The organism is Streptomyces chartreusis NRRL 3882, assembly GCF_900236475.1.
Lineage (GTDB): Bacteria > Actinomycetota > Actinomycetes > Streptomycetales > Streptomycetaceae > Streptomyces > Streptomyces chartreusis_D.
Map to the genome: position 1 here is coordinate 1986253 of NZ_LT963352.1, position 26280 is coordinate 2012532.

General features: G+C 73.1%; 21 protein-coding genes. 9 read left to right on the forward strand and 12 right to left on the reverse strand.

The window, feature by feature from the left end; genetic code table 11:
• Nucleotides 1-99: 99 nt before the first annotated feature.
• Complete coding sequence (treY, locus tag SCNRRL3882_RS08880; RefSeq protein ID WP_029180768.1) at nt 100-2469, forward strand: malto-oligosyltrehalose synthase; 2370 nt, start codon at nt 100-102, stop codon at nt 2467-2469.
• 17 nt (nt 2470-2486) lie between these two features.
• On the opposite strand, the gene SCNRRL3882_RS08885 is transcribed toward treY, so the two are convergent.
• Nucleotides 2487-3437: a LysR family transcriptional regulator gene (locus tag SCNRRL3882_RS08885; protein WP_010034241.1), complete on the reverse strand. Its 951-nt coding sequence runs from the start codon at nt 3435-3437 to the stop codon at nt 2487-2489.
• A 90-nt stretch (nt 3438-3527) separates the two neighbouring features.
• On the opposite strand from SCNRRL3882_RS08885, the gene lpdA reads away from it, so the two are divergent.
• The gene (gene lpdA, locus SCNRRL3882_RS08890) at nt 3528-4949 is read left to right on the forward strand and encodes a dihydrolipoyl dehydrogenase (RefSeq protein ID WP_010034238.1); all 1422 of its coding nucleotides are present in this window, start codon (nt 3528-3530) and stop codon (nt 4947-4949) included.
• A gap of 174 nt (nt 4950-5123) precedes the next feature.
• Nucleotides 5124-6374, forward strand: coding sequence for a M14 family zinc carboxypeptidase (locus SCNRRL3882_RS08895; RefSeq protein ID WP_010034235.1), 1251 nt, complete (start codon nt 5124-5126; stop codon nt 6372-6374).
• Between the two features lie 44 nt (nt 6375-6418).
• Here the strand turns inward: SCNRRL3882_RS08895 and SCNRRL3882_RS08900 are convergent, their stop codons facing one another.
• Nucleotides 6419-7771, reverse strand: coding sequence for a M14 family zinc carboxypeptidase (locus SCNRRL3882_RS08900; RefSeq protein WP_029180767.1), 1353 nt, complete (start codon nt 7769-7771; stop codon nt 6419-6421).
• A gap of 202 nt (nt 7772-7973) precedes the next feature.
• Complete coding sequence (locus SCNRRL3882_RS08905; RefSeq protein ID WP_010034232.1) at nt 7974-8525, reverse strand: DUF1707 and FHA domain-containing protein; 552 nt, start codon at nt 8523-8525, stop codon at nt 7974-7976.
• A gap of 174 nt (nt 8526-8699) precedes the next feature.
• Here SCNRRL3882_RS08905 and treZ point away from each other — a divergent pair, with 174 nt between their 5' ends.
• Nucleotides 8700-10445 carry a malto-oligosyltrehalose trehalohydrolase gene (gene treZ, locus SCNRRL3882_RS08910; protein WP_010034231.1) on the forward strand — a complete coding sequence of 582 codons (1746 nt, stop codon included), beginning with the start codon at nt 8700-8702 and terminating at the stop codon, nt 10443-10445.
• A 6-nt stretch (nt 10446-10451) separates the two neighbouring features.
• On the opposite strand, the gene SCNRRL3882_RS08915 is transcribed toward treZ, so the two are convergent.
• The gene (locus tag SCNRRL3882_RS08915) at nt 10452-11447 is read right to left on the reverse strand and encodes an aminoglycoside phosphotransferase family protein (RefSeq protein ID WP_029180766.1); all 996 of its coding nucleotides are present in this window, start codon (nt 11445-11447) and stop codon (nt 10452-10454) included.
• Between the two features lie 47 nt (nt 11448-11494).
• Nucleotides 11495-12622 (reverse strand): aminopeptidase P family protein, encoded by a 1128-nt coding sequence (locus tag SCNRRL3882_RS08920; protein ID WP_010034229.1) that lies wholly within the window; start codon nt 12620-12622, stop codon nt 11495-11497.
• A gap of 187 nt (nt 12623-12809) precedes the next feature.
• Between SCNRRL3882_RS08920 and SCNRRL3882_RS08925 the strand changes: the two genes are divergently transcribed.
• Entirely contained in the window at nt 12810-13565 is a 756-nt protein-coding gene (locus tag SCNRRL3882_RS08925) for a phosphodiesterase (protein WP_010034227.1), read from the forward strand.
• Here the strand turns inward: SCNRRL3882_RS08925 and SCNRRL3882_RS08930 are convergent.
• The 5 genes from SCNRRL3882_RS08930 to SCNRRL3882_RS08950 form a co-directional block, all read right to left on the reverse strand.
• On the reverse strand, nt 13558-14118 hold the full coding sequence (locus SCNRRL3882_RS08930) for a PDZ domain-containing protein (RefSeq protein WP_010034224.1): 561 nt from the start codon (nt 14116-14118) through the stop codon (nt 13558-13560). The genes SCNRRL3882_RS08925 and SCNRRL3882_RS08930 overlap by 8 nt on opposite strands.
• 283 nt (nt 14119-14401) lie before the next feature.
• The gene (cyc2, locus tag SCNRRL3882_RS08935; protein WP_010034221.1) at nt 14402-16564 is read right to left on the reverse strand and encodes a germacradienol/geosmin synthase Cyc2; all 2163 of its coding nucleotides are present in this window, start codon (nt 16562-16564) and stop codon (nt 14402-14404) included.
• Between the two features lie 359 nt (nt 16565-16923).
• Complete coding sequence (locus SCNRRL3882_RS08940) at nt 16924-18108, reverse strand: damage-control phosphatase ARMT1 family protein (RefSeq protein WP_010034217.1); 1185 nt, start codon at nt 18106-18108, stop codon at nt 16924-16926.
• 156 nt (nt 18109-18264) lie between these two features.
• Nucleotides 18265-18912, reverse strand: coding sequence for a ScbR family autoregulator-binding transcription factor (locus tag SCNRRL3882_RS08945; RefSeq protein ID WP_020273182.1), 648 nt, complete (start codon nt 18910-18912; stop codon nt 18265-18267).
• A gap of 301 nt (nt 18913-19213) precedes the next feature.
• Nucleotides 19214-21007: a S8 family peptidase gene (locus SCNRRL3882_RS08950; protein WP_010034212.1), complete on the reverse strand. Its 1794-nt coding sequence runs from the start codon at nt 21005-21007 to the stop codon at nt 19214-19216.
• Between the two features lie 352 nt (nt 21008-21359).
• Here SCNRRL3882_RS08950 and SCNRRL3882_RS08955 point away from each other — a divergent pair, with 352 nt between their 5' ends.
• Nucleotides 21360-22193 (forward strand): lytic polysaccharide monooxygenase auxiliary activity family 9 protein, encoded by an 834-nt coding sequence (locus SCNRRL3882_RS08955; protein ID WP_010034207.1) that lies wholly within the window; start codon nt 21360-21362, stop codon nt 22191-22193.
• Nucleotides 22194-22211: 18 nt separating this feature from the next.
• Here SCNRRL3882_RS08955 and SCNRRL3882_RS08960 read toward each other — a convergent pair whose 3' ends face one another.
• A complete protein-coding gene (locus SCNRRL3882_RS08960) occupies nt 22212-22853 on the reverse strand; it encodes a hypothetical protein (RefSeq protein ID WP_010034204.1) in 642 nt (213 codons plus the stop codon).
• Nucleotides 22854-23501: 648 nt separating this feature from the next.
• Between SCNRRL3882_RS08960 and SCNRRL3882_RS08965 the strand changes: the two genes are divergently transcribed.
• From SCNRRL3882_RS08965 to SCNRRL3882_RS08975, 3 genes are all read left to right on the forward strand, one after another.
• A complete protein-coding gene (locus SCNRRL3882_RS08965) occupies nt 23502-24173 on the forward strand; it encodes a DUF6230 family protein (RefSeq protein WP_010034201.1) in 672 nt (223 codons plus the stop codon).
• Entirely contained in the window at nt 24173-24631 is a 459-nt protein-coding gene (locus SCNRRL3882_RS08970; RefSeq protein ID WP_010034198.1) for a DUF6114 domain-containing protein, read from the forward strand. The genes SCNRRL3882_RS08965 and SCNRRL3882_RS08970 overlap by 1 nt, the downstream gene beginning before the upstream one ends.
• Nucleotides 24632-24759: 128 nt before the next feature.
• Nucleotides 24760-26016 carry a cytochrome P450 family protein gene (locus SCNRRL3882_RS08975; RefSeq protein ID WP_010034196.1) on the forward strand — a complete coding sequence of 419 codons (1257 nt, stop codon included), beginning with the start codon at nt 24760-24762 and terminating at the stop codon, nt 26014-26016.
• Here SCNRRL3882_RS08975 and tatA read toward each other — a convergent pair.
• The gene (gene tatA, locus SCNRRL3882_RS08980) at nt 25973-26221 is read right to left on the reverse strand and encodes a Sec-independent protein translocase subunit TatA (protein ID WP_010034194.1); all 249 of its coding nucleotides are present in this window, start codon (nt 26219-26221) and stop codon (nt 25973-25975) included. The genes SCNRRL3882_RS08975 and tatA overlap by 44 nt on opposite strands.
• Nucleotides 26222-26280: the final 59 nt, after the last annotated feature.

A 26280-nucleotide genomic window follows, 5' to 3' on the forward strand; every position in this document is an offset into this window, starting at 1 on the left:
CCGGTGCGTCGCCAGGAAGGGCCACTCGTCCGGGCGACGCACGGCGCACCTGGCGCGGGCGATGACACGAACGGCGGCAGGGCGGGTACGTAGGTCTGCATGACACCTGAGCGACCTGACCCGGTGGTGCCCACGGCCACGTACCGGCTGCAACTGCAGCCCGAGTTCCCGTTCGGGGCCGCGGCGGCCGTCGTGCCGTACCTGGCCTCGCTCGGCGTCTCGCATCTGCACCTGTCCCCCGTCCTGGAGGCCGTGCCGGGCTCGGCGCACGGCTACGACGTCGTCGACCACGCGCGCGTACGCGAGGAGCTGGGCGGTGAGGAGGGACTGCGGGCGCTGGCGGGCACGGCACGCGAGCACGGGCTCGGTCTGGTGGTGGACATCGTCCCGAACCACATGGCCATGGCCCCGCGCCACAACCGCGCCCTGTGGGAGGTGCTCCGCGAGGGCCCGAAGTCGCCGTACGCGCGCTGGTTCGACATCGACTGGGAGGCGCAGAACGGCCAGGTGCTGCTGCCGGTGCTCGGCGGGCCGCTGGGCGAGGTGCTCGGGGAACTGCGCGTCGACGGTGACGTCCTGCGCTACTACGACCATGTGTTCCCGCTGCGCGAGGGCACCGAGGACCTGCCGCTGCCGCACCTGCTGGACGCGCAGTGGTACCGCCCGGTGTGGTGGCGGCTGGCCCGGACCGAGCTCAACTACCGGCGGTTCTTCAGCATCTCCGAGCTGATCGGGGTGCGGGTGGAGGACCCCGAGGTGTTCGAGGCCACCCACGACAAGATCCTCCAGCTGCTCCGCGAGGGCGTGATCGACGGGCTGCGCGTCGACCATCCCGACGGGCTCGCCGACCCCGACGGCTACCTCCGGCGGCTGCACGAGGCGGCGGAGGGCCGCTGGACGGTCGTGGAGAAGATCCTGGCCGACGGTGAGCGGCTGCCGGCCTCCTGGCCCGTCGCGGGTACGACCGGCTACGACGCCCTGCGGCACGTGGACGGGCTCTTCACGGACCCGGCCGGGTTCGGGGAGCTCCTGGGGCAGTACCGGCGGTTCGCGGCCCCGCAGACGGACCGGGGCGGGCAGTGGGAGGCGACGGTGCGCCGGGCGGCGTACAAGGTCCTCACGCACGAGCTGGCGACCGAGACCGACCGGCTGGTGCGGGTGGCGGCCCGGCTGTGCGCGACCTCGCCGGAGCCGGCGCTGCGCGACCGCGCGCCCTGGGCGCTGCGCACCGCGCTCCAGGAGCTGCTGGTCCGGATGGAGGTCTACCGGCCCTACGAGTCCGTCGACGCGGCGACCGTGGTCACCGAGGAGGCCGCGGCCGAGGCCCGGCTCGCGTTCGCCGTGCCCGAGGAGGCCGGTGCGGTGGACGTCGTACGGGACCTCGTGCTGGGACGGTACGGCGACGGGCCCGCGCAGGTGGAGTTCCGGACGCGGTTCGCGCAGACCTCGTCGGCGCTGCGGGCGAAGTCCGTGGAGGACACGGCGTTCTACCGCTACGTGCCGCTGCTGTCGGCGACCGAGGTGGGCGGGAATCCGGGCGGTCCGGCGCTGTCGCCGGAGCAGTTCCACGCGTACTGCGCGCGCGTGCAGCGCGACTGGCCGGTGACCGGCACGGTCGCCTCGACGCACGACACGAAGCGCAGTGCCGACGTCCGGGCGGCGCTGCACGTGCTCACCGAGTGCCCGGACCGCTGGGCGGACGTCCTCGCCGAGGTGACCCGCACCGGCGAGGGCGTGCCGGACGCGCAACTGGCCTGGGCGGCCTGGCAGACGGTGTTCGGGCTCGGCCCGGCGTCCGGGGCCCCGGAGCGGGTGCAGGGGGCACTGCTGAAGCACGTGCGCGAGGCGGGCCTGTACACCAGCTGGACCGAGCAGGAGCCGCCGTACGAGGAGGCGGTGGCGCGGTTCGTGGCGGCCGGGCCGTGCGGGGCGCCGGGTGAGCGGGTCGCCGCGTTCCGGGACTCCCTCGGGCCGCACATCCGGGCGAACGTGCTGGGCACGGCCCTGGTCCAGCTGACGATGCCGGGTGTGCCGGACGTCTACCAGGGCACGGAGGCCGAGTACCGGGCGCTGGTCGACCCCGACAACCGGCGGCCGGTGAGCTTCCCGCCCGAGGAGTCCGGCGGGACGTCCGGGGAGAAGACCGCGGTGACGCGGGCGGCGCTCGGGCTGCGGGCACGGCGTCCCGACGCCTTCGGCGACACGGCGACGTACATGCCGCTGCCGGCGCAAGGTGCGGCGGCGGCCCACTGCCTGTCGTTCGCCCGCTCCGGTGAGGTGGTGACGGCCGTGACCCGCCTGTCGCTCCGGCTCGCGGAGGCGGGCGGCTGGCGGGACACCCGTCTGCCGCTGCCGCCGGGGCGCTGGGCGGACGTGCTGGAGCCGGGACGGGAGTTCACGGGGCACGCACGCGTGGAGGAACTGTTCGAGCGGCTGCCGGTGGCGTTGCTGGAGCGGGTCGGAGAGTGAGGCGGGGCGGCTGGTCGTCAGGCCGCCGCCGTGCCGTCCTCGGGGCAGTCCCCGTACGCGCGCAGCGATGCGGTGGAGGGGACGCGTGGGTAGGGCCAGGCCGAGTGCAGCAGGGTCACGAAGGCCTCGGCCGCCCCGGTCGGGGGCAGCCGGGAGAAGACCGTCAGGGTGCGCTTCCAGGGCGGGTCGGGGGTGAGGACGACGCAGCCGTCGCCGACCGCGTCGCGGACCAGGTGGGCGGGCGCGGCGCAGACGCCGACACCGGCGGCGGCCATCCGTACCGCCGTCGACGTGTGCTCGGTGAACACGGCGGTGCGGGGCGTGAAGCCGGCCCGTCCGCACGCCCAGTCGAGGAAGCGTTCGCCGTGGACGACGGGTTCCATGGCGCAGCGCACCCAGGGGCGGTCGGCGAGCTCCGGCAGCGTCACCGTCGTACGGCCGGCGAACCGGTCGTCGAAGGGCACCACGAGGACGATGTCCTCCTGGCCGACCGGCACGACGGTGCCCGGCCAGTCGGCGGGCGCCGGGCCGACGGCCAGGTCGGCGGTGCCGCGCTCGACCTGCTCCTCCAGGGCCTCCGACGTCGCGTACTCGTGGAGGTGCAGCAGCACGCGCGGGTGGGCCGCGCGCCAGCGGGCGAAGACGTCCGCGAGGACACCGACCGCGACGGAGTGCACGGCGGCGATGTGCAGTTCGCCGCCCTCGGCACCGGCGGCGGCACGGGCCGCGCGGCGGGCCTGGGCGGCGCTGCGCACGGCGAGTTCGGCGTGCGGCCGGAAGGCGCGCCCCATCGGGGTCAGGCGCACGCCGCGCGGCATGCGCTCCAGCAGCGCGCCGCCGACCGACCGTTCCAGGGCCTTGATCTGGTGGGAGAGGGCGGGCTGCGAGACGTGCAGGAGTTCGGCCGCGCGGGTGAAGGACGCCTCGTCGACGACCGTCAGGAAGTACTCCATCTGCCGCAGGCTCATGAACGGCCGCCCCTCCCATAAACGCCCTGCATCGATTCCACAAGAACATTGCCTTGGACTCATGGCAAGGGCCGGGCGGACGCTGAGGGCATGAACTCACCGGACGCCATCGTCATCGGCGGCGGCACGGGCGGTTACAGCACCGCCCTGCGCGCCGCGGCCCTCGGTCTGGACGTCGTGCTCGTCGAACGGGACAAGGTCGGCGGGACGTGCCTGCACCGCGGCTGCATCCCGAGCAAGGCGATGCTGCACGCGGCCGAACTCGTCGACGGCATCGCCGAGGCACGCGAACGCTGGGGCGTGAAGGCGACGCTGGACACCGTGGACTGGCCGGCCCTGGTCGCCACGCGCGACGACATCGTGTCCCGCAACCACCGGGGCGTGGAGGCCCATCTCGCACACGCGGGCGTGCGAGTGGTGAGGGGCAGCGCACGGCTGACCGGATCCCGCTCGGTGCGGGTGGCGGGCGTGGACGGCGAACCCGGCGGGTACGACCTCTCCGCGCGCCGTGGCCTCGTGCTCGCGACCGGCTCACGGCCGCGCACGCTCCCGGGGCTCGCACCGGACGGGCGGCGCGTGGTGACGAGTGACGACGCGCTCTTCGCGCCGGGCCTCCCGGCGTCCGTGCTGGTGCTCGGCGGGGGTGCGATCGGCGTGGAGTACGCCTCGTTCCACCGCTCCCTGGGCGCCGACGTCACCCTCGTGGAGGCCGCCGACCGGATCGTGCCGCTGGAGGACGCCGACGTGAGCCGGCATCTGACCCGCGGTCTGAAGAAGCGCGGCATCGACGTGAGGTCCGGCACCCGGCTCTTGGACGCCGAGGTCCTCGACGACGGGGTGCGCGCACACCTGCGCACCGCCCGGGGCGAGACCCTCACGGTCGAGGCCGAACGGCTGCTGGTGGCGGTCGGGCGGGCCCCGGTCACCGACGGCCTGGACGTGGCCGCCGCGGGCCTCTCCACGGACGAGCGCGGTTTCGTCGTACCGGCCGACTGGGACCGGCTGGAGACGGCCGTGCCCGGTGTCCACGTCGTGGGCGACCTGCTGCCGCCGCCGTCGCTCGGACTGGCCCACGCGTCGTTCGCCGAAGGGCTGTTGGTGGCCGAGACGCTGGCCGGCGTGCCGTCCGCACCCGTGGACTACGCGGCCGTGCCCCGGGTCACGTACTCGTCGCCGCAGACCGCGGCCGTCGGTCTGACCGAGGCCGAGGCACGCGCGCGGGGGCACGAAGTGGTGGCCGACAGCATGCCGCTGACCGCCGTCGCGAAGGGCATGGTGCACGGGCAGGGCGGCATGGTGAAGGTCGTCACCGAGGCCGGCGGCGGACGCGTGCTGGGCGTGCACCTGGTGGGCCCGCACGTGTCGGAGATGATCGCGGAGAGCCAGCTGATCGTCGGCTGGGACGCGGAGCCGCTGGACGTGGCCCGGCACGTCCACCCGCACCCGACCCTGTCGGAGGCGGTCGGCGAGGTGTTCCTGACCCTGGCCGGACGCGGGCTGCACCGGCAGTGACCCCGCGCCGGTGACGTGACGCCGGCGGCGGTGACAGCACACCGGCCAGGGCGCCCACCGCGCACGGGCCGGCAATGCTTCCGGGCGCCCCCTGGGACCTCCCCCATCGCGCCCTTGACACCGCACCAAGGCCGTGGGGTACTGCGATTGCGAACTCGGGCGGATGTGACGGGGGTGAGTGTCCTGCCGGAGCTGCGCTACCCGACGGTGGCCGAACAGGTCTCAGCCGCCCGGGCGTTGACCTCTCACCGGCCCGGGGTGTGCACCCTGCGGCAGGTGGGTGCCTCGCGCGCGGGCAGGCCTTTGCACCTGCTGTCGGTGGGCCGCGCCCGTCGCGCCGTGCTGGTGGTCGCCGGGGCCCACGCCAACGAGCCGACCGGCTCCTGCACCCTGCTCGCGCTCGCCCGACGGGTGCTGGAACAGCGGGAGTTGCGCGACGGCATCTCCTGGCACTTCCTGCTGTGCGCGGACCCCGACGGGGCCAGCCTGCACGTGACGCCGGCGCCGCGCAGCCTGTTCGACTACCACCTCGGCTTCTTCCGCCCGGCGGGCCCGGAACAGCCGGAGTGGGCGCCGTCCGTGCTGCCGCCCGACCGGCTGCCGCCCGAGACGCGGGCCCTGACCGGCGTCATCGACGAGCTGCGCCCCTACCTCCAGGTGACCCTGCACGGCACGGACCTGGGCGGCAGCTGGGTGCAGTTGACGAAGGACGTGCCCGGGCTGGCCGAGCCGTTCGCCAAGTCCGCGGCGGAGCTGCACATCCCGGTGGAGACCGGCGCCTCGGACGCCGCGGGCTGGCCCGCGTCCGGGCCGGGGGTGCACGTCATGCCCGCGCCGGGGGCGGGGCCCGCGTACCCCAGCCTGCCGGACGACGCGCGGCACAGCACCTGGTACCACGCCCACCGGTACGGCGGTCTGACCGCGGTCGTCGAGGTGCCGATGTGGGCGAGCGACCTGGTGGACGACCCGGCTCCGCATCCGGCCCCCGCGGCGGCGATCGGGCGGCTCGCGCGCCGGCTGCGACGGGACGCCCTGGAGGTGACGCGGGTGCTCGACGGCGCGCTGCCCCGGCTCGAAGACCTGGACGGGCCGTTGCTGCGGGCCGCGCGGTGGGGGCTGGAGCTGGTGCCGGGGCTGGCCGACGACCTGGTGCACACCCCGCCCGCCGACCGCACCAGGGCGTACGTGGGCAGCGTGGACGCGTTCGCGCGCCGGGTGCCGCTGCGGGCGGCGGCCATGCTGCGGCGGGTGCTGCGCGGGACCGACGACCGGGCGGCCGAGCAGTTGGAGGGACTCGTGGCGACCTGGAGCGACGCCTTCGCGGAACGCTTCCGCGCCCGCTGGGTGCCGTTGGAGCACCAGGTCGAGCACCAGTCCCGCACGGTGGTCGCCGCGGCGCTGCACGCGCGCGAGGGCGCGTCGTAGACACCTGCGGCGTCACGGACCCCGGTGCCGCACCGCCCCGGGCGTCACTCCCGCTGCATCGGCAGCGCCGCCCCCGACTCCCACCCCGGCTCGCCCGGGCGGGAGCGCGCGGGCGTGTCCCGCACGGCCAGGTCGAAAGCGGCGAGCACCACGCGCGCCTGGTACTCCGCCTGGCGCGCCACCGGGATCCAGCGCGCCCCGCAGCCGTCGCGGTAGTCGGCGCACCACGCGTCGATCAGCCGGTCCAGCTCCGGCAGTGCCCCGGCCGGGTCGTCTCCGGCGGCCCGCACGAGCTGGTGCAGGAGCCCGGCTGTGCGCAGGGCCAGCCGCCGCCCGGAGATGCGCAGGGCGGCGAGGTGGGCGGTGCTCAGGGGCGGCAGGGGATGGGCCGCGCCGTCGCCGGTGTCGGGGTCCCAGGCGTCGGCGAGGCCGGGGCAGACCAGTACGTAGTCGTCGACCGGGGCGAGCAGGCGCGCCGCGTCGGGCACGGCGGCGAGGTACGGCCGGACGCGGGCCAGGAGGTGCCGCAGGAGCCCCGTGTCGTGGCGCAGGGTGTGGCTCACGGCCCGCAGCACCGCCTCCCGGTCGGCGGGCGGGGAGCCGTCCGTCACGGCCGCCACGCCCCACATGGGCGCCTCGACGACCGCGGTGATCGTGCCGTGCGGGTGCGGGTGGAACCAGGTCGACTCGACGGCGGCCTCCGTGATGGCCGCGGCCAGGCCGGCCCGGCGCGGCGGCGGGATCCGGTAGACGGCGGGCCCGAGGCCGGGCCAGTACAGGGCGTCGTACGCGCCGAGTTCGCGGGGGATGCCGAGCCGGGCGGCGATGTGGGCGAGGCGCTGGGCGAGGCCGGGCAGGTCGTCGGTGAGCTCGACGAAGCCGCCGCCGACATCGACGCCGTGCAGCGAGCACTGGAGGAACGGCCGCAGTTCGTCCTGGACCTCGAGCAGGGCGCGGGTCTCCGGCAGGGCGGCGCCGGCCGCGCCGTCGGGCAGCCACTCGGGCTGTTCCAGGAAGCCGGGCCGGAAGAAGTTCCGGAAGTACTGGCCGAGTGCGTACGGGCCGGTCAGCCAGCCCTCGTTGCGACGCAGCCCGTCCGGGTCGAGGCACAGCAGCAGGTTCCAGGTGGCGTCGGCACCCTCGGTGAGCCGCGGGTCGGCCAGCGCCCGCTCGGCCAGGCGCAGCACGGTGGCGCCGCCCACGGGTTCGTTGGCGTGGGGGCCGGCGACGACGAGGGCCTGACGGCTGCCGTGGCCGACGGAGAGCAGCCACAGGGGTGTGCCCGCGCGGGACGTGCCGATCCGGCGCAGCCGGGCGTCTCGCGGGTGGCGTGCGACGAGTGCGGCGGCCCGGGCGCCCAGTTCGTCGACGGTCGGGTAACGCAGGAGGGGCGGCAGGGCACACCTCCCCGATGCGGTGCCGTCGCTTCACCAGCTGTACATGGCGTACGCACAGTCAGTCACGACTTCAGGGGTACGTCAACACCGTGGGGCGCGATGGGTTTTGAGCCACTCCCCAGGGAGCGACACCTGGTAAATCCAAGGCCAGAGCTAAGGCATCGCTCGGTTTCCGGCCAGGCGACCGTGGAGCCGCTCCCGGTCAGCCTGCCGACAGCCGGAACGTCATGCGCCCGAACCCGACCTGGTCGCCCTCGCGGACGACGGCCGCGCCGACGACGCGCCGCCCGTTCACCGTCGTGCCGTTGGTGGAGCCGAGGTCGCGCAGGACCCACATGCCGCCCTGGTGGCGGAGTTCGGCGTGGACGCGGGAGACCGTCTCGTGGTTGAGGCGCAGTCCGCTGGCGGGGTCGCGGCCTATGCGCAGCGGATGGCTGTGCGACGGGTGCGGCAGCAGCAGCTTGGGCAGGCGCTCGGCCTGCCAGGCTCTGCGCAGCCGTACGGTGAACCCGGAGACCGCCTCGACGGTGCCGAACACCAGGCGGGAGAACCGGCTCTCCGTGGGCAGGTCGGCGGTGAGCACGGCGAGCTCGTCCGGGCGGCGGGCGGCGAGCGCCAGTTCCATGCGGCGGATGAACGTGTCGTGGGACAGGCGGCCCATGGCGACGCCGTCACGGAGCACCTTCAGCGCCCTGTCGCGCTCCACGTCGGAGAGCCGCGCGGGGTACGTGTTGAACTCGAAGGACGACGTCACGCTCGTGATTGTCGGGCAGTGCGGCCGGGCTGTCCAGAAAACGGGAAAACGCCCGCCACGCGCGCGTACCGGGGCGACACCCGCCGCAAATGGGTGGATGCACCAGCGGATTGATCGCGTTTGACGCACCATGGACGGGCTACATCACGGTGAGCAGACGAAGGGGAACCGTCCGTGCAGTTCGAGGTGTGGGCACCGCAGGCAGGCCGTGTGACGCTCCGGTGCGACGGCGTCACGCGCGCGTTGGAGCGCGATCCGGAACGGGCGGGATGGTGGCGGGGCGAGGCGGACGCGCGCGACGGGTCCCGGTACGGCTTCGCGCTGGACGACGGTCCCGTACGACCCGATCCGCGCTCCCGCCGGCAGCCGGACGGCCCGGACGGGCTGAGCGCGGTCGTCGACCACGAGCGGTACGAGTGGCGCGCGCAGTGGCGGGGGCGGCCACTGCCCGGCGCGGTGCTGTACGAGCTGCACGTCGGGACCTACACGCGCGAGGGCACCCTGGACGCGGCCGCCGAGCGGCTCGGTCATCTCGCCGAACTGGGCGTGACCCACGTGCAGCTGATGCCGCTGTGCCCCTTCCCCGGCACGCACGGCTGGGGGTACGAGGGCGTCTCGCTGTGGGCCGTGCACGAGCCGTACGGCGGGCCCGAGGCGCTGAAACGCTTCGTCGACCAGGCCCATGAACTCGGCCTGGGCGTGGTCCTCGACGTGGTGCACAACCACTTCGGCCCGTCCGGCAACTACCTGCCCGTCTTCGGGCCGTACCTCACGGACCGGCATCACACGCCCTGGGGCGCCGCGGTCAATCTGGACGCGCCCGGCTCGGACGAGGTGCGCGCGTTCCTCGTCGGCAGCGCGCTGGCCTGGCTGCGTGACTACCGGATCGACGGGCTGCGCCTGGACGCGGTGCACGCGCTGGTGGACACGCGCGCGTTCCACTTCCTGGAGGAGCTGTCGACGGCCGTGGACGCCCTGGCCGCCGAGGTGGACCGGCCGCTGTTCCTGGTCGCCGAGTCGGATCTCAACGACCCGCGGCTCATCACCTCCCGGGACGAGGGCGGTCTCGGGCTGCACGCGCAGTGGAACGACGACTTCCACCACGCCCTGCACACCACGCTGACCGGCGAGTCGCAGGGCTACTACGCCGACTTCGCACGCGCTCCCCTCGCCGGGCTCGCCAAGACCCTCACCGGCGGCTACTTCCACGACGGGACGTACTCCAGTTTCCGGGAGCGGCACCACGGGCGACCCCTGGACCGTACGCGGGTGGCCGGGCACCGGCTCCTCGGCTACAGCCAGACCCACGACCAGGTGGGCAACCGCGCCCAGGGGGACCGCCTTTCGGCCCTGGTGCCCCCCGGGCTGCTGGCCTGCGCGGCCACGCTCACCCTGACGGCCCCCTTCACGCCGATGCTCTTCATGGGCGAGGAGTGGGCGGCGGGCACACCCTGGCAGTTCTTCACCGACCACACCGACCCGGAGCTGGCGGACGCCGTACGGCGGGGCAGGCGACGGGAGTTCGCCGCGCACGGCTGGAAGGAGGAGGACGTGCCCGACCCGCAGGACCCGGCGACCCGGGACCGCTCCTGCCTCGACTGGTCCGAGCCGGAACGCCAGCCCCACGCGCGCGTGCTGGCCTGGTACCGGCAGCTCCTCGCCCTGCGCCACGAGCAGCCGGACCTGACCGATCCCGACCTCGCCGACACCAAGGTCGCCTTCGACGAGGAGCGCCGCTGGATCGCCTTCCGGCGCGGGGACGTCCTCGTGGCGGTGAACCTGGCGCCGGAACCGGCCGCGCTGTCGCTCGGCGTCCCGCACGCGCGCGTGCTGGCCGCGTGGGAGCCGGTGGAGGACCCCGGGGCGGACGGGGTGCTGCACGTGCCCGGGGAGTCGGGCGTGGTGCTGTTGCAGGAGTGAGGCCCGCTAGAGGGCGTCGTCCGTGTCCCGCAGGTCCGTCACGCGTTCCAGCAGGATCGGCTCCCAGGCCCGGCGCAGCTGCGTGCGCAGCAGGGTGAGCCGGCCCGTGTCCCGGCTCGTGAGGGCCCCGGCGAGGTCGACGACTGTGTCGCAGCGGGCCAGCCACAGGCCGCGCAGGCAGGGGCGGGCGCCGTAGCCGGCGAGGGTGGCGGCGCGTACGGCGGCGGGTGAGCCGACGGCGAGCGCGAGGCCCGCGATGTCCTCGGCCGGGTCGCCGACGACCGCGTCGGCCCAGCCGAGGGCCCCGCGCACCCGCCCGTCGGCGCTGACCACGAGATGGCCGCCGGTGAGCGCGTGGTGGGTGAGGACCGCGGAGCCGGACTGCGCGGCGAGCTGGGCCGCGGCGGGCGCCGTGAGCTGGTTCAGACGGGCGGCGTCGAACTCGTCGGCGTCGGCGAGGCGTTCGGCGGCGCGTACGGCGGCCCGGCGCAGCGCCTCCAGGGAGCGCGGCGCGGTACGCGGCACGCCGAGGGTCTCGGCCTGCCGGACCGGCACCTCGCGCAGCCCCGAGAGCAGTCCCGCGAGGTCGGCCTCGCCGACGGCGGACACGTCGTGCTCCTCGCCCGAGCCGCCCGGCACCTTGGTGTCGAGCGTGTAGGTCAGCCCGGCCGCCCACTCGCCGTGCGCCACGCTGACCGGCACCGCCACCGGGACGTGCGGGCGGACGAGGTCGCGCAGGCGCAGTTCGCGGCGTTGTCGCACGGTGGCCTCGCGGTCGGGGGCGAGGCGCAGCACATGGCGGGTGCCGACCCACCAGGTGGCCGGGTCGGCGCCCTCGGTCACGGGCCGGACGTCGGGTCCGGCGGCGGGGCCCCTTCCCTGCCTGGGTTCCTTGCCGCCCTTGCCGCCGCTGCCCTCCGTGCCGCCGTCCGTGCCGTCCTTCAGCAGGGAACGGACCAGTCGGCGGACGGTGTCCGCGGTGGGTGTCGGTGCCTGGGTCATGGTCGCGCCGTTGCCGTTCGGGAGGCGTGTGGTGGACATCGGTGCCGTCACTCCACTATGACCAGCTCGCGGGAGGTGGTGTTCAGCCGCCGCCCGCCGTCCTCGGTGACCGTCACGATGTCCTCAATGCGCACGCCGAACCGGCCGGGCAGGTAGATGCCGGGTTCCACCGAGAAGCACATGCCCGGCACGAGGAGCCGCTCCTCGCCCTCGATCATGTACGGCGGTTCGTGGGTGGTGACGCCGATGCCGTGTCCGGTGCGGTGGATGAAGTACTCGCCGTAGCCGGCGTCGGCGATGACCGCGCGGGCGGCCCGGTCGACGTCCTGGCAGGCGGCGCCCGGCCGCACGGCGCTAAACCCCGCCTCCTGGGCCTCGCGCACGATGTCGTGCACGCGGCGCTCCTCGTCGGTGGGTTCGCCGACGTGGACCGTGCGGGAGGTGTCGGAGCCGTAGCCGTCCTTCAGTCCGCCGAAGTCGAGGACGACCATGTCGCCGCGTTCGATGACGCGGTCGCCTGCCTCGTGGTGGGGGTTGGCTCCGTTCGGACCGGAGGCGACGATGGTGAAGTCGACCTGCTCGTGTCCGTACCGGCGCAGGAGCCGGTCGAGGTCGGCGGCCACCTGCGACTCCCGGCGGCCGGCGAAGGGGACGTTCCGGATCTCCTCGAACGTCGCGTCGGCGGCTGCTCCCGCGGCCGTCATGAGTTCCAGCTCCGCCGCGTCCTTGACGGCGCGCAGCATCGGCAGGGCCTCGGTGAGCGACGTGTACGAGCTGCCGGGCAGGGCCTGCTGCAGCGCCAGCAGGTGCAGCGCCCAGGCGTTGTCGCTGATGCCGAACCGGCCGGAGGCGTCGATCAGGGCGGCGGTGGCGGCGTAGGGGTCCTTGCCGTCGGTCCAGTCGCGCAGGGCCAGGGCGGGCGCGCCGGCCGCCTGCTGCGCGTCCGGGGCCTCCAGCGCGGGGACGACGAGGACGGGGTCCTGTCCGGCGGCGAGGACCAGCAGGGTGAGCCGTTCGGTGACCGCCGGGGGCGTGTAGCCGGTGAGCCACACCAGGTCCGGCCCCGGGGCGACCAGCAGGCCCGCGAGACCGGCCTCGGCGGCCGTCCGCGCGGCGCGCTCCATGCGGGCCCTGTAGTCGTCGGCGGTGAAGGACGCGGCCGTGCTTCCGGTCATCCGGGCCTCCCAGGGGACGGACGAAGGGGCTACGGGCAGCATCCTGCCCGGCCGGAGGGGGCGGCGCGAGCCGTCTGCTGCACTTCACCTGAGCATTGCCGCTAACGGCAGAGGATTGCTCAGACGTTAGATCTAATGCTTAGATGCTCGGCATCCATTAATTGTTCGATCGAGAGGGCGTACGACCGTGCTCGTACTCGCGCACATCAGCGATCTGCATCTGGACGGGAGCGAGCGGGCGACGGAGCGCGCCGAGCGGGTGTGCGAGCGGTTGCGGGAGCTGCCTGGGCAGGTGGACGCGCTGCTGGTGACCGGGGACATCGCGGACCACGGCACGGAGCCGGAGTACGAGGAGGCCGCACGCATCCTGGGGCTGCGCGACGGCGACGCCCCCTTCCCGGTACTGGCCTGCCCGGGCAACCACGACAGCCGCGCGCCCTACCGCAAGGCGCTGCTGGGCCTGCCGGGGGCGGAGGAGCCCGTCAACAGCGTGCAGGTCTTCGACGACGGTGCCGTGCTGATGTGCGACTCCAGCGTCCCCGGCAGCGACGACGGGGAGCTGGACGAGGAGACGTACGACTGGATCGAGACGACCCTCGACGAACTCGACGGCGGCCTTCCGGCCCTGCTCGCCTTCCACCACCCGCCGGTGGCGCTGCACCACCCACTGCCCGACTCGTACCAGTTGCGGGAGTCCGGCCGACTGGCCGGACTGCTGGCCCGCCGGCCCGAGATCGCCGGTCTGATCACCGGCCACGCGCACACGCCCGCCGCGACCTCGTTCGCGGGGCGGCCGCTCGTCGTCGGCCCCGGTGTGACGTGGACGCTGCGGCTGCCCTGGGAGGGCGAGCAGATCGCCGACCGGGACGCGCCGCCCGGGATCGCCTTCCACGTCCTGGACGACACGGGGCGGCTCACGAGCCACTTCCGGGTGGTCACGTGACGACGGACGGTACGACCGTCACCTGCTCGTAGCCGCCGCTGCGGTGCCGCACCGTCAGCTTCACCTTGGCGCCGGGGCGGGCGCGGGCGACGGCCCGGGCCAGGTCGGCGGCGGTGTCGATGCGGGTCGTGCCGAAGACGAGGAGCACGTCACCGCGCACCAGGCCCGCCTCCTGAGCCGGCCCGGGGACGTGGAGCCCGACGACCAGGGCCCCCGGCTTCCCGGTGTCCATGACCTCCACGCCGAGGGTCACGGCAGCGGGCGCGGACACAGCGGCGGACGGCGGGGGCCCGGTCAGCGACGGCCTGTGCCACCCCCGCGGATCGATGCCTCCGCCCTGGCCGATCACCGTGGCGCCCATCGCCCCCAGGCCGATCCCGGACAGGACCAGGGCCGCACCGACGAACCCGGCGAACAGCACGTTGAGCAGCCGCCGCCCACGGCGCCGGGCGGCGTGCAGACGGGGCCGCGACGGGCCGGACCCCGTCGCCGGCGCCACTGCGTCGGGCTCCTGACCCGGCATCGGCTTGGGTCGCAGCGCGGTCTGTTCCATGGCTCGCCTCCGGATGGTGCGGACCGCCCCCGTCGGATGCGGAACGATCACGGCTGGTGCTCTACCCGGCACTCCGGCGCGCGATGAGCCACGAACGAGTGAGACTGACCGGGCGCCGGTCGGGGCGGGCATGCCGCCGGGAGGGGCCGGAACGACGGCACGGCTCGCACCGCACCCGGCGTGCCGGATGCGGTGCGAGCCGTGGTCGAAACGTCAGCACCTGCGCGGGCATGACGACGAAGGGCCGCATCATGCCCTGCCCGCCCGAGCGGTCGGCGTCGCCTCAGCCGAGAGCGGGCACGGGCACGGCGGGTGGCCGGTCCGGGAGGAAGCCGTGGGCGCGCGAGGCCAGCCAGTCGGCCTTGTAGCGGTCCACCTCGCGGTGCCAGTTGAGGATGCCGGCCATCCAGTTCCGGAGGTCCGCAACATACTGCTGCATGGCGGCGCGGCCCTCGTCCGTGAGCCGGAAGTCCTCGTACAGGATGGGCAGTTCGTGCTCGACCACATGCTCGAACTGCCGCATGCGCTGGCTCATCAGGTCGTGCACGATGCCGAGCCCGGTCGGGTAGTCGCAGCCGAAGAAGGACTGCACGACGAGGATCGCGTTGTGGATCTCACCCTCGTACTCGATCTCCTTCTGGTAGGAGAAGACGTCATTGAGGAGGCACGCGAAGTCCATCGCGGCGTTCTCCAGGGAGCGGACCGGGCCGCTGCGGTAGACCTCCGGCGGAATGGCCGGGCCGTGGCCCATCCGGCACAGGCTCAGGGTGAGGTCGGACCCGAAGGTCGCCCGGCGCATCTCCAGGTAGTCGACCGGGTCGGGCACGCGGTTCTGGAGCTGGTTGGACAGCTCCCACACCCAGCTCTCGGTCATGACGTTGATCGCGTCCTTCAGGGTGCGCCGCGCCTCGGGCGTCATCTCCGCGGTGGTGCGCAGCCACAGGTCGACGAGGCCACGCTCCATGGCGTTGGCGGGGGCCAGCGGCGCCTCGCCGGCGACCGGCATGCAGTCGGACAGACGGGCCGTGGTCAGCCGGGCGGCGGCCAGGTCGCGGCGGTGGCCGTAGACCAGCGGGTAGTAGTCGTCGCCGTAGGTGCCCCAGGCGAGCCATTGCGCACTGAGGTCGAGGGCCTCGGGCGTGGCGTCCGGGTCGAGGCCCGCCGAGCAGAGCGGGAGATCGTAGGCCCGGAGCTTGTCCTCGTCCCAGACGCCCTCGGCGAGGATGCCCATCCGGTCCACCCAGTCGCGCAGGCTCCGGCGGGCGTTGTCCAGGTGCGGGCTGAGCTCCAGCGGGAACGGCATGCGGATGTCGGGGATCTGCGACGGTCCGACCTTCTGGTACGGCACGTGCGTGTAGGCGCGCAGCCGCTCCGCTCCGGCCGTGGCGAGCAGGGCGCGGACGTCGGCGGCGGAGGTGCCCATGCCGCTGCAGCCCGGCCAGGGCTTGCTGCCGCGCGCGTTCTCGTTCATGTAGCGGCTGGAGCGCAGGTGCCACTCGTGGCCGCCGGACTGCCAGTCCTGGAGGCCCTTGGTGTACGCCGCCACGGCCGCGACCTCGTCCGGGGTGAGTCCCTTCTCCAGGGCCACCGCGGGGACTTCGGTGAACGCCGTGTGCTCGAACTGGTGGAGCCGGGAGGTGAGGACGTCGTTGACGGTGTCGGCGGCCTCCTGGGTGGTGCAGCCGAAGAAGGTCTCCAGGACGAGCACGCCGTTGCTGTTCTCGCCCTCGTCCTCGACCTCCCGCTGGTAGGAGAACAGGTCGTTGCGCAGGTGCACGGCGTCGGAGAACGTCTCCATCAGTACCCTGAGCGGCCTGGACTCGGCGACGGACGCGGGCACTTCGGCCGTCGCGTACTCCACGAGACCCGCCGACCAGGGGGCGCCGCCCACCTTGCGGCGCATCTCGATGTACTCGACGGGATTGGCGATCCGCCCTTCGTTGATGTTGGACAGCTCCCACAGGGACTCGTTCAGCAGGTGCTCGGTCGCCACGGCGAAGCGGCGACGCCAGTCCTGCGACATCCTGGGCACCGTCCGCGCCCACAGGTCGGCGAGGCCCGCCTCGACCGGGTTCTCCGGCTCCGGTACGGGAGTCGAGAGGTCCAGCGGCATGAACAGGGGCAGCCGGTCCAGGTGGGCCTTGCCGGCGACGCGGTCCTGGCTGCGCTTGTACATCTCCAGGAAGTGGTCGTCGAAGAAGAAGACCCACACGTACCAGTCGGTGATCAGGGAGAGAGCGGGTCCGTCGCAGTCGGGGTGGGTGTAGGCGCAGAGCAGGCCGTAGTCGTGCGCGTCGAGGTCGGCCTGCTCCCAGACACCGGATCCCTCCAGCATGCCCATCTCGCGTGCCCACTCGGACGAATGGGCCCGAGCCTCGTCGACATGGGGGTTCAGCCGCGCGGGGTGCGGCATGTAGAAGTGCGGGAGTTCGAACGGCTGCGTCATGGCCGGGCCCTACCCGGCGCCTCGCTGCGGCATCCGCCGGGCCGGACATGATCACACTATCGCGTGAATCGGGAATGAATGCGGGAGTTCTCGCCGGACCTTGTGGCGTTCACCTCTACGCGCGCAGACTTACGCCCGCACCCCGGAAGTTCACGTCCCTCTCGTTCACCGGAGTCCACCATGAAGCAGTCCCGAGCCCTGCCGCGCCGGGCCGCGCTCACCTCGCTCGCGGGGGCGGCGCGCGAACGGCGTGTTCTGGCCGACGTCCGGCGACCCGCTGTACATGCTGGTGGGGGACGGCAGGACGGTTCCGACGTCGGACCACCGGCTGGTGTGGCAGGACGTGCGGGTGATCTGACCTACCCGGGCGTCCGCACCTGGATCAGCGCGTGCGTGCCGCTGGTGCGCCAGCGCTGGTCCTCCGCCGCGACGAGTTCGGCCTCGGTACGGGCGTCGAGGCCGGTGATCACGTCGGACTTCAGGGTGCGCAGGGCGGCGACGGCGCCGGGGAAGTACGCGGTGACGTCCGGGAACGGCGTGGTCGGGGCCCAGAGCCGGTCGCCCACCAGGCGGCGGTAGTTGAGGTCGCCCTTGACGACGGTGAGCGTGGCCGAGGCGAAGTCGGCGCGCAGGTCGCCGGGCATCTCCTCGTACGGCAGCGGGGCGCAGGAGAAGGGGTGGGCGCGGAGGGTCAGGCGGCCGTCGGCCAGGGCGGACCACAGGCGTTGTCCGTACTCGGCGGCCGTTCCCCCGGCACCGGTCAGCCGGCGCAGCGCGTCGACGACGTCGGCGGTGGTGGCGTCGGAGACGTAGTACGGGTAGGGCTTGACGTGCAGGACGGCCCGTCCGACCCGCCCGTGGGCCAGGAGGTGGGCGATGAGGAGCAGGTCGGGGACGAGTTCGCGGCCCGCGTTGTCGGCGACGAGGCACAGGGTGCCCGTGCCGGTGCCGCCGAGCAGGGCCCACAGGCGGTCGCTGTCGTCGGCCACCAGCCCGGGGGCGGCGTCGGCGGCACGCGCGCCCTCGGCGGAGAGACGGAAGCCGAGATCGGCGCGGTTGCCCCAGAGGGAGCCGTGCAGCAGGGCCTGTGCCACGTCTCCGGCGGGCCGGCCGGCGAGGTCGTCGAGCGCGGCCAGTTCCTCGTCGGTCTCGTGGGAGTCGAGTTCGTCCCGTTTGAAGGGGCGGAAGGGGTCGATGCCCTGCCAGGGGCCGGGGCCGAAGTAGCCGACGGCCTGGAGCAGCCGGCGGTAGAACCAGCTCTCGGACCAGAGCCACGGCACGTCGAACCAGGACCGGCCGGCGTACTCGCGCAGCCCCCAGGTCTCCCAGAGGTCGCGGTCGTGCGCGTCGGCGGGGAGCGGTTCGATCTCGCCCTTGGTGCAGTTCGCCAGCAGTTCGTCGAGCGCGCGGTGCTGCCAGGGCTCGTACGGGAAGGCCTCGCGCACCTGCCGGATGATGGCCGGGTGCCGCTCGGCGAGCACGCTGTGGGGGAAGGAGCCCGGCTGGTCGCCGAGGAGCACGGGTGCGGATGGGGTGTCGGGCATGCGGCTCACCGTAGCGCGCGTGCGCCCCACCCCTGTCGAACTGGCGGGCGCCCGGGCCGATCACCGCAGCCCGGGCCGGTCTCGTCGCAGCCCCGGCGGGCTCGGGCCGCATCGCCCCGGCCGAGACCGTCCGGATCTCCCCCGCCGAAAGCCCCGTCAGACCGGTGCCAGTTCACGTTCCAGACGGGCCGCCAGGCTCAGGTAGCGGGCGCGGCGGGTGACCGGGACCAGGCCGCGGATGAGTATGTTCCACATCTCGGCCGTGCGGCGGGGCTGGCGTGCGACGGGCTCGCGGGAGCGGCCCACGACCCGGGTGCCGACGAAGAAACAGACCAGGGAGTGGGCCACCACGTCGATATCGATGTCCGGGTGGACGTCCGACTCCTTGACCGCGCCGACGAGCCGGGCCGTGACGATGTCCAGCCACTCCGTGAACGGATGGCTCAGCGGCGGGCGGGGCCGGATCCCACCGGTGGCGAGCCGCAGTCCGGCCCTGAGCACCGGGTCCTCGACCGACATGCGGGTGATGCCGAACGTGAGGCGCATCAGCGCCTCCAGGGACGTATGGCCGCGATGGTCGGTCTCCGCCGCCAGCCGGCGGGCGGTGTGCGACTGGAGTTCGAGGATCGCGTGGGCGAGATCCTCCTTCGCCGCGAAATGGAAGTACAGGGCGCCCTTGGTGACCTGAGCGTGCTCCACGATGTCGCTGAGACTGGTCGATTCGTAGCCGCGACGGTCGAACAGGTCAGCGGCGGCCGTGATGATCGTCGAGCGGGTCTGCTCGGCTCGCAACTGCCTCGCCATCGACTGAACTCTCCCGGGACAGAAATGAACGGGTCATGCCGTTTGTTTTTACCCCCCGTACACGATAACTCACCCTCAGACGGCGTTCACCACACCAGTGTGCCGGAGTGCGGGTGCACATCCGGCAAAACAATCGCAACCGGTGAAAGAAAACAGCGCGTTCGGTATCTAACTGTGGGGGTTGTGCGGCCGGACGTAAAGACGGGCCGGCCCGGTGCCCCATCCGCACCGGCCGGCCCGCCCGCTCGTGAGCTGCCCGTTCACCGTCCTCGCCGAAGGAGGACCGGGAGATTCAGAAGGATCAGAACGTCAGCTTCCAGCCGTTGAGCGTGCCGGTGTCCTGCGCCGCGGTGTCCTGGACGCGCAGCTTCCAGGTGCCGTTGGCGCTCTCGCCGGAGGCGTTCACCGTGTAGGTGGTGTTCACGTTGTCGGCGGAGTCGGAGGCGGCGGACTTCAGACGGTACGCCGAACCGTCCGGTGCGACCAGGTCGATGACGAGGTCGCCGCGGTAGGTGTGGGTGATGTCGACGCCGACCTGGAGGGCGGAGGGGGCGTTTCCGCTGCGGCCGGTGACGCTGATCGGCGACTCGATGGCCGCGCCGTTGTCCGGGATGGCGACGGCGGTGGTGCTGGAGAAGGTCGTGCCGCTGGACGAACCGCCCTTGACGGCCTGGACCGTCTTCGCGGCGTCCGCGAGGCCGGCGCCGCAGCCGCCGGAGCAGGTGCCGGGCAGCGGACGGGCGTTGGCCTTGATGGCCGACTCGATCTGCGCCGGGGTGAGGGCGGAGTTCGCCGACTTCACCAGGGCGGCGAGCCCCGCGACGTGCGGGGTGGCCATGCTGGTGCCCTGGTAGTAGGCGTAGTTCTCGCTCGACGGCGTCTTCGTGCCGGAGTTCAGCGTGGACAGGATGCCGTTGGCGGTGGAGGTCCGGGTCTCGCCGCCGGGGGCGGAGATGTCCACGATCGAGCCGTAGTTGGAGTACGAGGCCCGGCTGCCCGCGCGGTTGGTCGCGGCGACCGTGATGACGTTGTTGCAGTTCGCCGGCGAGGAGTTGCTGGCGTTCTGGTTCTCGTTGCCGGCCGCGACGACGACCGTGGTGCCGCGGTTCACGGCGCCGGTGATGGCGCTCTGGGTGGCGCTGGAGCAGGCGCCGCTCCCGCCGAGGCTCATGTTGATGACCTTGGCGACGTTGGTGTTGGCGGGGACACCGGAGACGGTGCCGCCGGACGCCCAGGTGATGGCGTCGATGATGTCGGAGTCGTAGCCGCCGCACTTGCCGAGGACGCGGACCGGGGAGATCTTCGCGCCGTGGGCGATGCCGGCGATGCCCTTGCCGTTGTTGGTGGCGGCGGCGATGGTGCCGGCCACGTGCGTGCCGTGCCAGGAGGAGCTGGAGGCCGGGATGCCCTGGCCGCACTCGTTGTCGTTGTACCAGTCGCCCGGGTCGGCCGGGTTGCTGTCACGGCCGTTGCCGTCGACGGAGACGGCGGTGTCGGAGATGAAGTCGTAGCCGCCGACGATGTTCGCGGCCAGGTCGGAGTGGGTGACGTAGCCGGTGTCGATGACGGCGACGGTGACGCCGCTGCCGGTGGTGGTGTCCCACGCGGCCGGGACGTTCATGCCCGCGGTGGACTCGAACAGGTCCCACTGCTTGCCGTAGTCGGTGTCGTTCGGGGTGGCCGTCGGCTTGTTCAGGCGGTCCGGCACGACGTACGCGACCTGCGGGTCGGCCTGGTACTGGGCGACGACGTCGGCGACGGCCGCCCGGGCGGGGTTCGTGCCCAGGTCGACGAGGGCGGCGCCGGTGCCGAGGCGGCGCTGGAAGTCGACGTCCTCGCCGGTCTTCTGCGCCTTGGCCGCGGCGTCGGCGGCGGCGGCCTTGTCGGACTTGGCCTCGGAAGCGCCGGACTTGTAGCCGACGATGAGCCGCTCGGCCGGGGTGCCGGGGGCGGCCTCGGTCCGCTCGGCCGGGACGGCGGGCCCGGGGGCGGTCTCCTGGGCGACGGCGACCGAGGCGGGGGCGGCGGTCAGCAGGGCGGCGGAGACGGCGGCGACGGATATCAGCTTCCGTCTGAACTCTGGGGAGATACGCACGGTCGTTGCCTTTCGTGGCCGGACTCCGGGCTGGGCGGAGCGGCGGTGGATGCGCTTCGTCGCCGAAGCGGAGGGGGGTGGTTCGAAAGAGCGACGCGGTGGCCGGCCAGGCGTGTGGGGAGCGACCCGTTCGGGGTTACCTGTGGGTCAGCTGTGGTCGAACGATAGGCAAAGGGCAGGTCATCGGGATACGGGGGAAACCCTCGATCCGGCCGGAAACCCACCCTCTATGGCGGGCAGTTGGGCGCGAATGACCCCCTTTTCGAACAGGTCGTGGCGCGGTGAACGCACCGAGCCGGTTGTCCGTATGGCACTACCGACCGCTCCGGCCCGGCCGAGGAGACGCAGACGGATGTCCCGTACGACCGCACACCGCACCGCACTCGCGGCCGCCCTCGTGACCCCGTTGCTGCTGCCGCTGTGGGCGGCGGGGCCGGCGCGGGCGCACGGCGCTCCGACGGATCCGGTGAGCCGGGTGGTGGCCTGTTCCCCCGAGGGCGGTGACCGCGCGGGCTCGGCGGCCTGCCGCGCGGCCGTCGCCGCGAACGGTGCGCCCTTCACCGCGTGGGACAACCTGCGCGTGGCCGACGTGGGCGGCCGGGACCGGCAGGTCGTCCCCGACGGGAAGCTGTGCAGCGGGGGCCTGCCCGGCTACCGGGGTCTCGACCTCGCCCGCGCCGACTGGCCGGCGACCCGGATGACGCCCGGCGGGACGCTGACCATGCGGTACGTCTCGACGATCCCGCACACCGGCACGTTCCGGATGTACCTGACGAAACCCGGCTACGACCCGACCGGGCCGCTGTCCTGGTCCGACCTGCCCGAGAAGCCGTTCGCCGAGGTGACCGACCCGGCCCTGACGGACGGCGCGTACCGCGTCGAGGCGACCCTGCCGTCCGACCGGACCGGGCGGCACGTGCTGTACACGGTCTGGCAGAACAGCAGTACGCCGGACACGTACTACTCGTGCTCGGACGTGGTGTTCCCGGAGAAGAAGGAGGCTCAGGGAGGGGAGAAGGAGAGTGCCCCGCCGGCCTCCCCCTCGAAACTCGCCTCTGGACCCGCCTCCGATCCCGCCTCCGATCCCGCCACCGGCCCGTCCACGCCCGTGCTGGCGGGCGGCGCCGCGGCGGTGCTGGTGCTCACCGGCGGCGCCGCCCTGGCGGCACGGCTGCGTCGGCGCTGAACCGACGCTGATCCGCCGTCAGTTGACGTTGACGGCGACGCCTCCCTTGGTCACCGGGGCGTACTTGGCGGTGAAGAAGGCGTTGGCGAAGCACAGCGACGAGCCGGACGTCTTCGTGAACTGCTGGTTGCTGAAGGAGATGCTGTTGTCGGCGTTGCTCGCCTTGCCGGTCAGGCTGGGGGCCTGGTAGACGCAGTTGATGGTGCCGAGCAGGGTGCGCAGCTTGACGGTGGACTGGATGGCGGAGCCCGCGCCAGGGGTCACGGAGACGGTGCCGTCCGAGGACACGCTGGTGGTGTAGGGCAGGTTGTCGACGGTGATGCCGCTGACGCCGAGCACGCCGACGACGTTGGCGGTGCAGCCGCTGGTGTCGAAGGTGTGCGAGGTCAGGGACTCGGTGGCGGTGCCGGGAGCGGCCGGGTTGTCGGTGACGGTGGCGGCGAAGGCCGACTTGGTGCAGGAGATGCCGCTGGTGCCGGTCGCGCTGGAGTAGAAGGTGGCGGCGGTGCCGCCGGCCAGGGACGCGTCGAGGACGTCGCCGACCGCGACGGCCGCGCCGTCGGTGGTGGTCAGGACGGGGGTGTCGGCCGCCGAGGCGGGGGCGGCGAGCCCCAGGGCGGCGACGGCGGCGGTGAGGGTGAGGAGGGTGCGCGTACGCATGCGGGTGTACCTCTTCTCTGAAGCGGGGTGAGGTGCGGGGGACGCGGTTCGGCGTCCGCCGTTGCCGGCCCGTTACGCCTTCTCCGTACGTGACGGACCGGCAACGGCAGACCGGTGCCGGCCGGAGGCACGCACGGGGACGGGCCGCCGGCCGGGCCGGGCGGGGGGTGGCTGGTGGTACGGCGTTCCGGGGGAAGGGCCCGTGCCGGTGCCGTGGAGGGTCGGACCCGGCCGGTGGAAAGCCCGTGCGGACGCACCGGGCGGCGAGCTGCCCGTACGGGACGAGCGGTTCCGGGACACGCGGACGGTTGCCGCGCGGCGGATCCGGCGCCACGGATCCGGTGAGACGAGGAGAGTTGTAGACCTGCCGCTCAGTCAACGTCAAGGCTTGGAAGGGGAGTTGTGCGTTCGCTGAGACTTCCCGAAGGACAGTGACTCACATGCGGCGCACATTCGACACTCTTTGTTCACACTTCCCTTGACCCTTCATGTAACCCCCGGTAACTTCCGAGTCGGCTACTGCGGCGTAACGAGAAAGCCCTTGCAACCGCCGGGAGTTGCGGGGGGACGTACGTACGCGGTCGGTGTCCGCGCCAGGGCAACGTGCCACCGAAGTCCGATCCGCACCGACATGCACCTGGAGCAGACATGACCTCCTCCGCCGAGCACACCTCCGAAAGACCGGAAGGTCCCGCCGCCGCGGACACCGGTGACGTCCCCGCGCGCCGCGGGCGGGTCCGGGCACGCCGGGCCGCCGTGATGGCGGTGCCGGCCGCCGCAGTCGCCGCCGGCCTCGCGATCCTCACCGCCGAGGGGGCGCTGGGCGTGCAGTTCGCCATCTCCGGCATGCCGTTCACGGTCACCGCCACCGAGCTGAACGGCACCGGCTTCGCACAGTTCGGCGGTCTGGACGAGATGGCCGAGGGCAGCCCCAACGCGGGTGACACCGGCGGTCAGGTGCTGGTCGTCACGTCCGTGATCAAGAACGCGACGCTCACCAAGCTGTGCCAGAGCGTGGACCTGGGTGGCACGAACCTGGTCATCAGGGCCGGTGGCGGTGCGGAGAAGGTCCGGGCCAGCGACCTGACCACCGACTCCACGGAGCTCTCGGGCGACGCGGCCTTCAACAACATCGAGATCGGCAACGACGCCAGCACGCTCGACAAGGCCGGGCCGATGGGCCGCGGACCGAAGGGCGTGTTCAGCCAGCAGTCCGACACCGTGCACATCGCCAACCTGCGGCAGACCAACTACGCCACGACAGCCGGTGTGTTCAAGCTGCCGGGACTGAAACTGGGCTTCAGCGGGTCGGGTTGCTGATGCCCGGCGCTCCACGCGGGAAGATCCGGCCCGCCTTCCGCCAGTGGCGGGCGGGCCGCCCCTTCTGGGGCGGGCTGCTGCTCGCCCTGGGCGGGGCGGAGGTCCTGCTCACCCTGAAGGCGTCCCTGGACGTCATCCTGCACGTCGGCATGCAGGGCCTGGCCGGCTATCTGCTTCCGGCCGTGATGCTGCTGTGCGGCGTGCTGATCCTCTTCAACCCCTCCCAGCGCCTGTTCTACTCGGTCATCGGGGTGCTGGTCTCCCTGGGGACCTGGCTGACCTCGAACCTGGGCGGCTTCTTCGTGGGTCTGCTCCTGGGCGTGGTCGGCAGCTGCCTCACCTTCGGCTGGCTGCCGGACCAGGAGCCGCGCGTCAGCCGGCGGCAGCGCAGGAAGCAGGCCCGGGCCGCCGAGGCGGTGGCACAGCCCGTGGAGCGGGAGGCCGGCCAGACCGCCTGAAACAGGCCAGTGATCCTGGACCCCCTGGCGCCGCCCGGCCGCGACGACTTGGCTGGACACGGCACGCACCCGCACACGACGGGTCCGCGTGCCCTGCGAACCGCCGCCAAGCCCAGGGAGAGAGTCCGATGGAGTTCACGCACCCGACAGTGATCGACCCGACCGGCCGAGACATCCACGGCGAGGCCGCCCGGATCCGCGAGCGCGGACCCGTCACCCCCGTCGAACTCCCGCACGGCGTCCCGGCCTGGGCGGTCAGCAGCGCCCCGCTGCTGAAGCGGCTGCTCACCGACCCACGGGTGTCGAAGGACGCGCGCCGGCACTGGCACCGCTGGCTCGACGGCGAGGTCTCACCGGACTGGCCGCTGTACACCTGGGTCGCGGTGCGGAACATGTTCACGGCCTACGGCACCGAACACAAGCGGCTGCGCACCCTCGTCTCCAAGGCGTTCACCGCCCGCCGCACCGCCGCGCTGCGGCCCCGGATCGAGGAGATCACCGCGGCACTGCTCGACCGGGTCGCCAAGGCCGGGGCGGGCGGTGGGGCGGACGGCCACGCGGTCGATCTGCGGGAGGAGTTCTGCTATCCGCTGCCCATCCAGGTCATCGGCGAACTGCTCGGATTACCCGAGGAGTTGGGACCCGAGCTGCGCGCCGTGGTGGACGGCGTCTTCCACACCTCGGCCGACGCGGCCGAAGTCGCCGACACCTACGCCCGGTTCTACGCCGTTCTCGGTGAACTCGTCGCCGTGAAACGGGCGGCGCCCGGCGACGACCTGACCAGCGCGCTGATCGCGGCCCGCGAGGAGGAGAGCGGCACGCGGCTCAGCGAGCAGGAACTGCTCGACACGCTGATGCTGATGATCAGCGCCGGTCACGAGACGACGGTCAACCTGCTCGACAACGCCGTCCACGCGCTGCTCACGCACCCCGACCAGCTCGCGCACGTCCGCGGCGGTCGCGCCTCCTGGGACGATGTGATCGAGGAGACCCTGCGGGCCGAGGCACCGGTGGCCAGCCTGCCGCTGCGGTACGCCGTCGAGGACCTGCCCCTCGGCGAGCTGGGCGGTCCGGAGGGCAGTGTGATCCGCAAGGGCGAGGCGATCCTCGCCGCGTACGCCGCCGCCGGACGCGACCCGGAGCAGCACGGTCCGGACGCCGGCACGTTCGACGTCACCCGCGCCGTGAAGGATCATCTGGCCTTCGGTTACGGCGTCCACCACTGCCTGGGCGCCCCGCTCGGCCGGCTGGAGGCGCGCGTGGCCCTGCCGGCCCTCTTCGAACGGTTCCCCGGCCTCACCCTCGCCGTACCGGCGGACGAGCTGCGGCCGGTGGACTCGTTCATCTCCCACGGCCATCGGTCGCTGCCGGTCCTGACGGGCTGACGGGCTGCGCGGCGGGCCCGGCCGGACCTCCGGCGGCCGGGTCCGCCGCGCCCTCCTCCTTCAGCGCCCTCGCCTCGCTCTTGAGGATCCGCATCGAGCGGCCGAGTGAACGCGCCGTGTCGGGCAGTTTCTTCGAGCCGAACAGGACGATCACGACGATCGCCACGATCAGCAGATGCCAGGGCTCCAGTCCGTTGCGCAGCACGTCATGCCCTCCCTCTCTTCAACAGTTGCTACATTGCGCAACTGTACAACCCCCGGGCG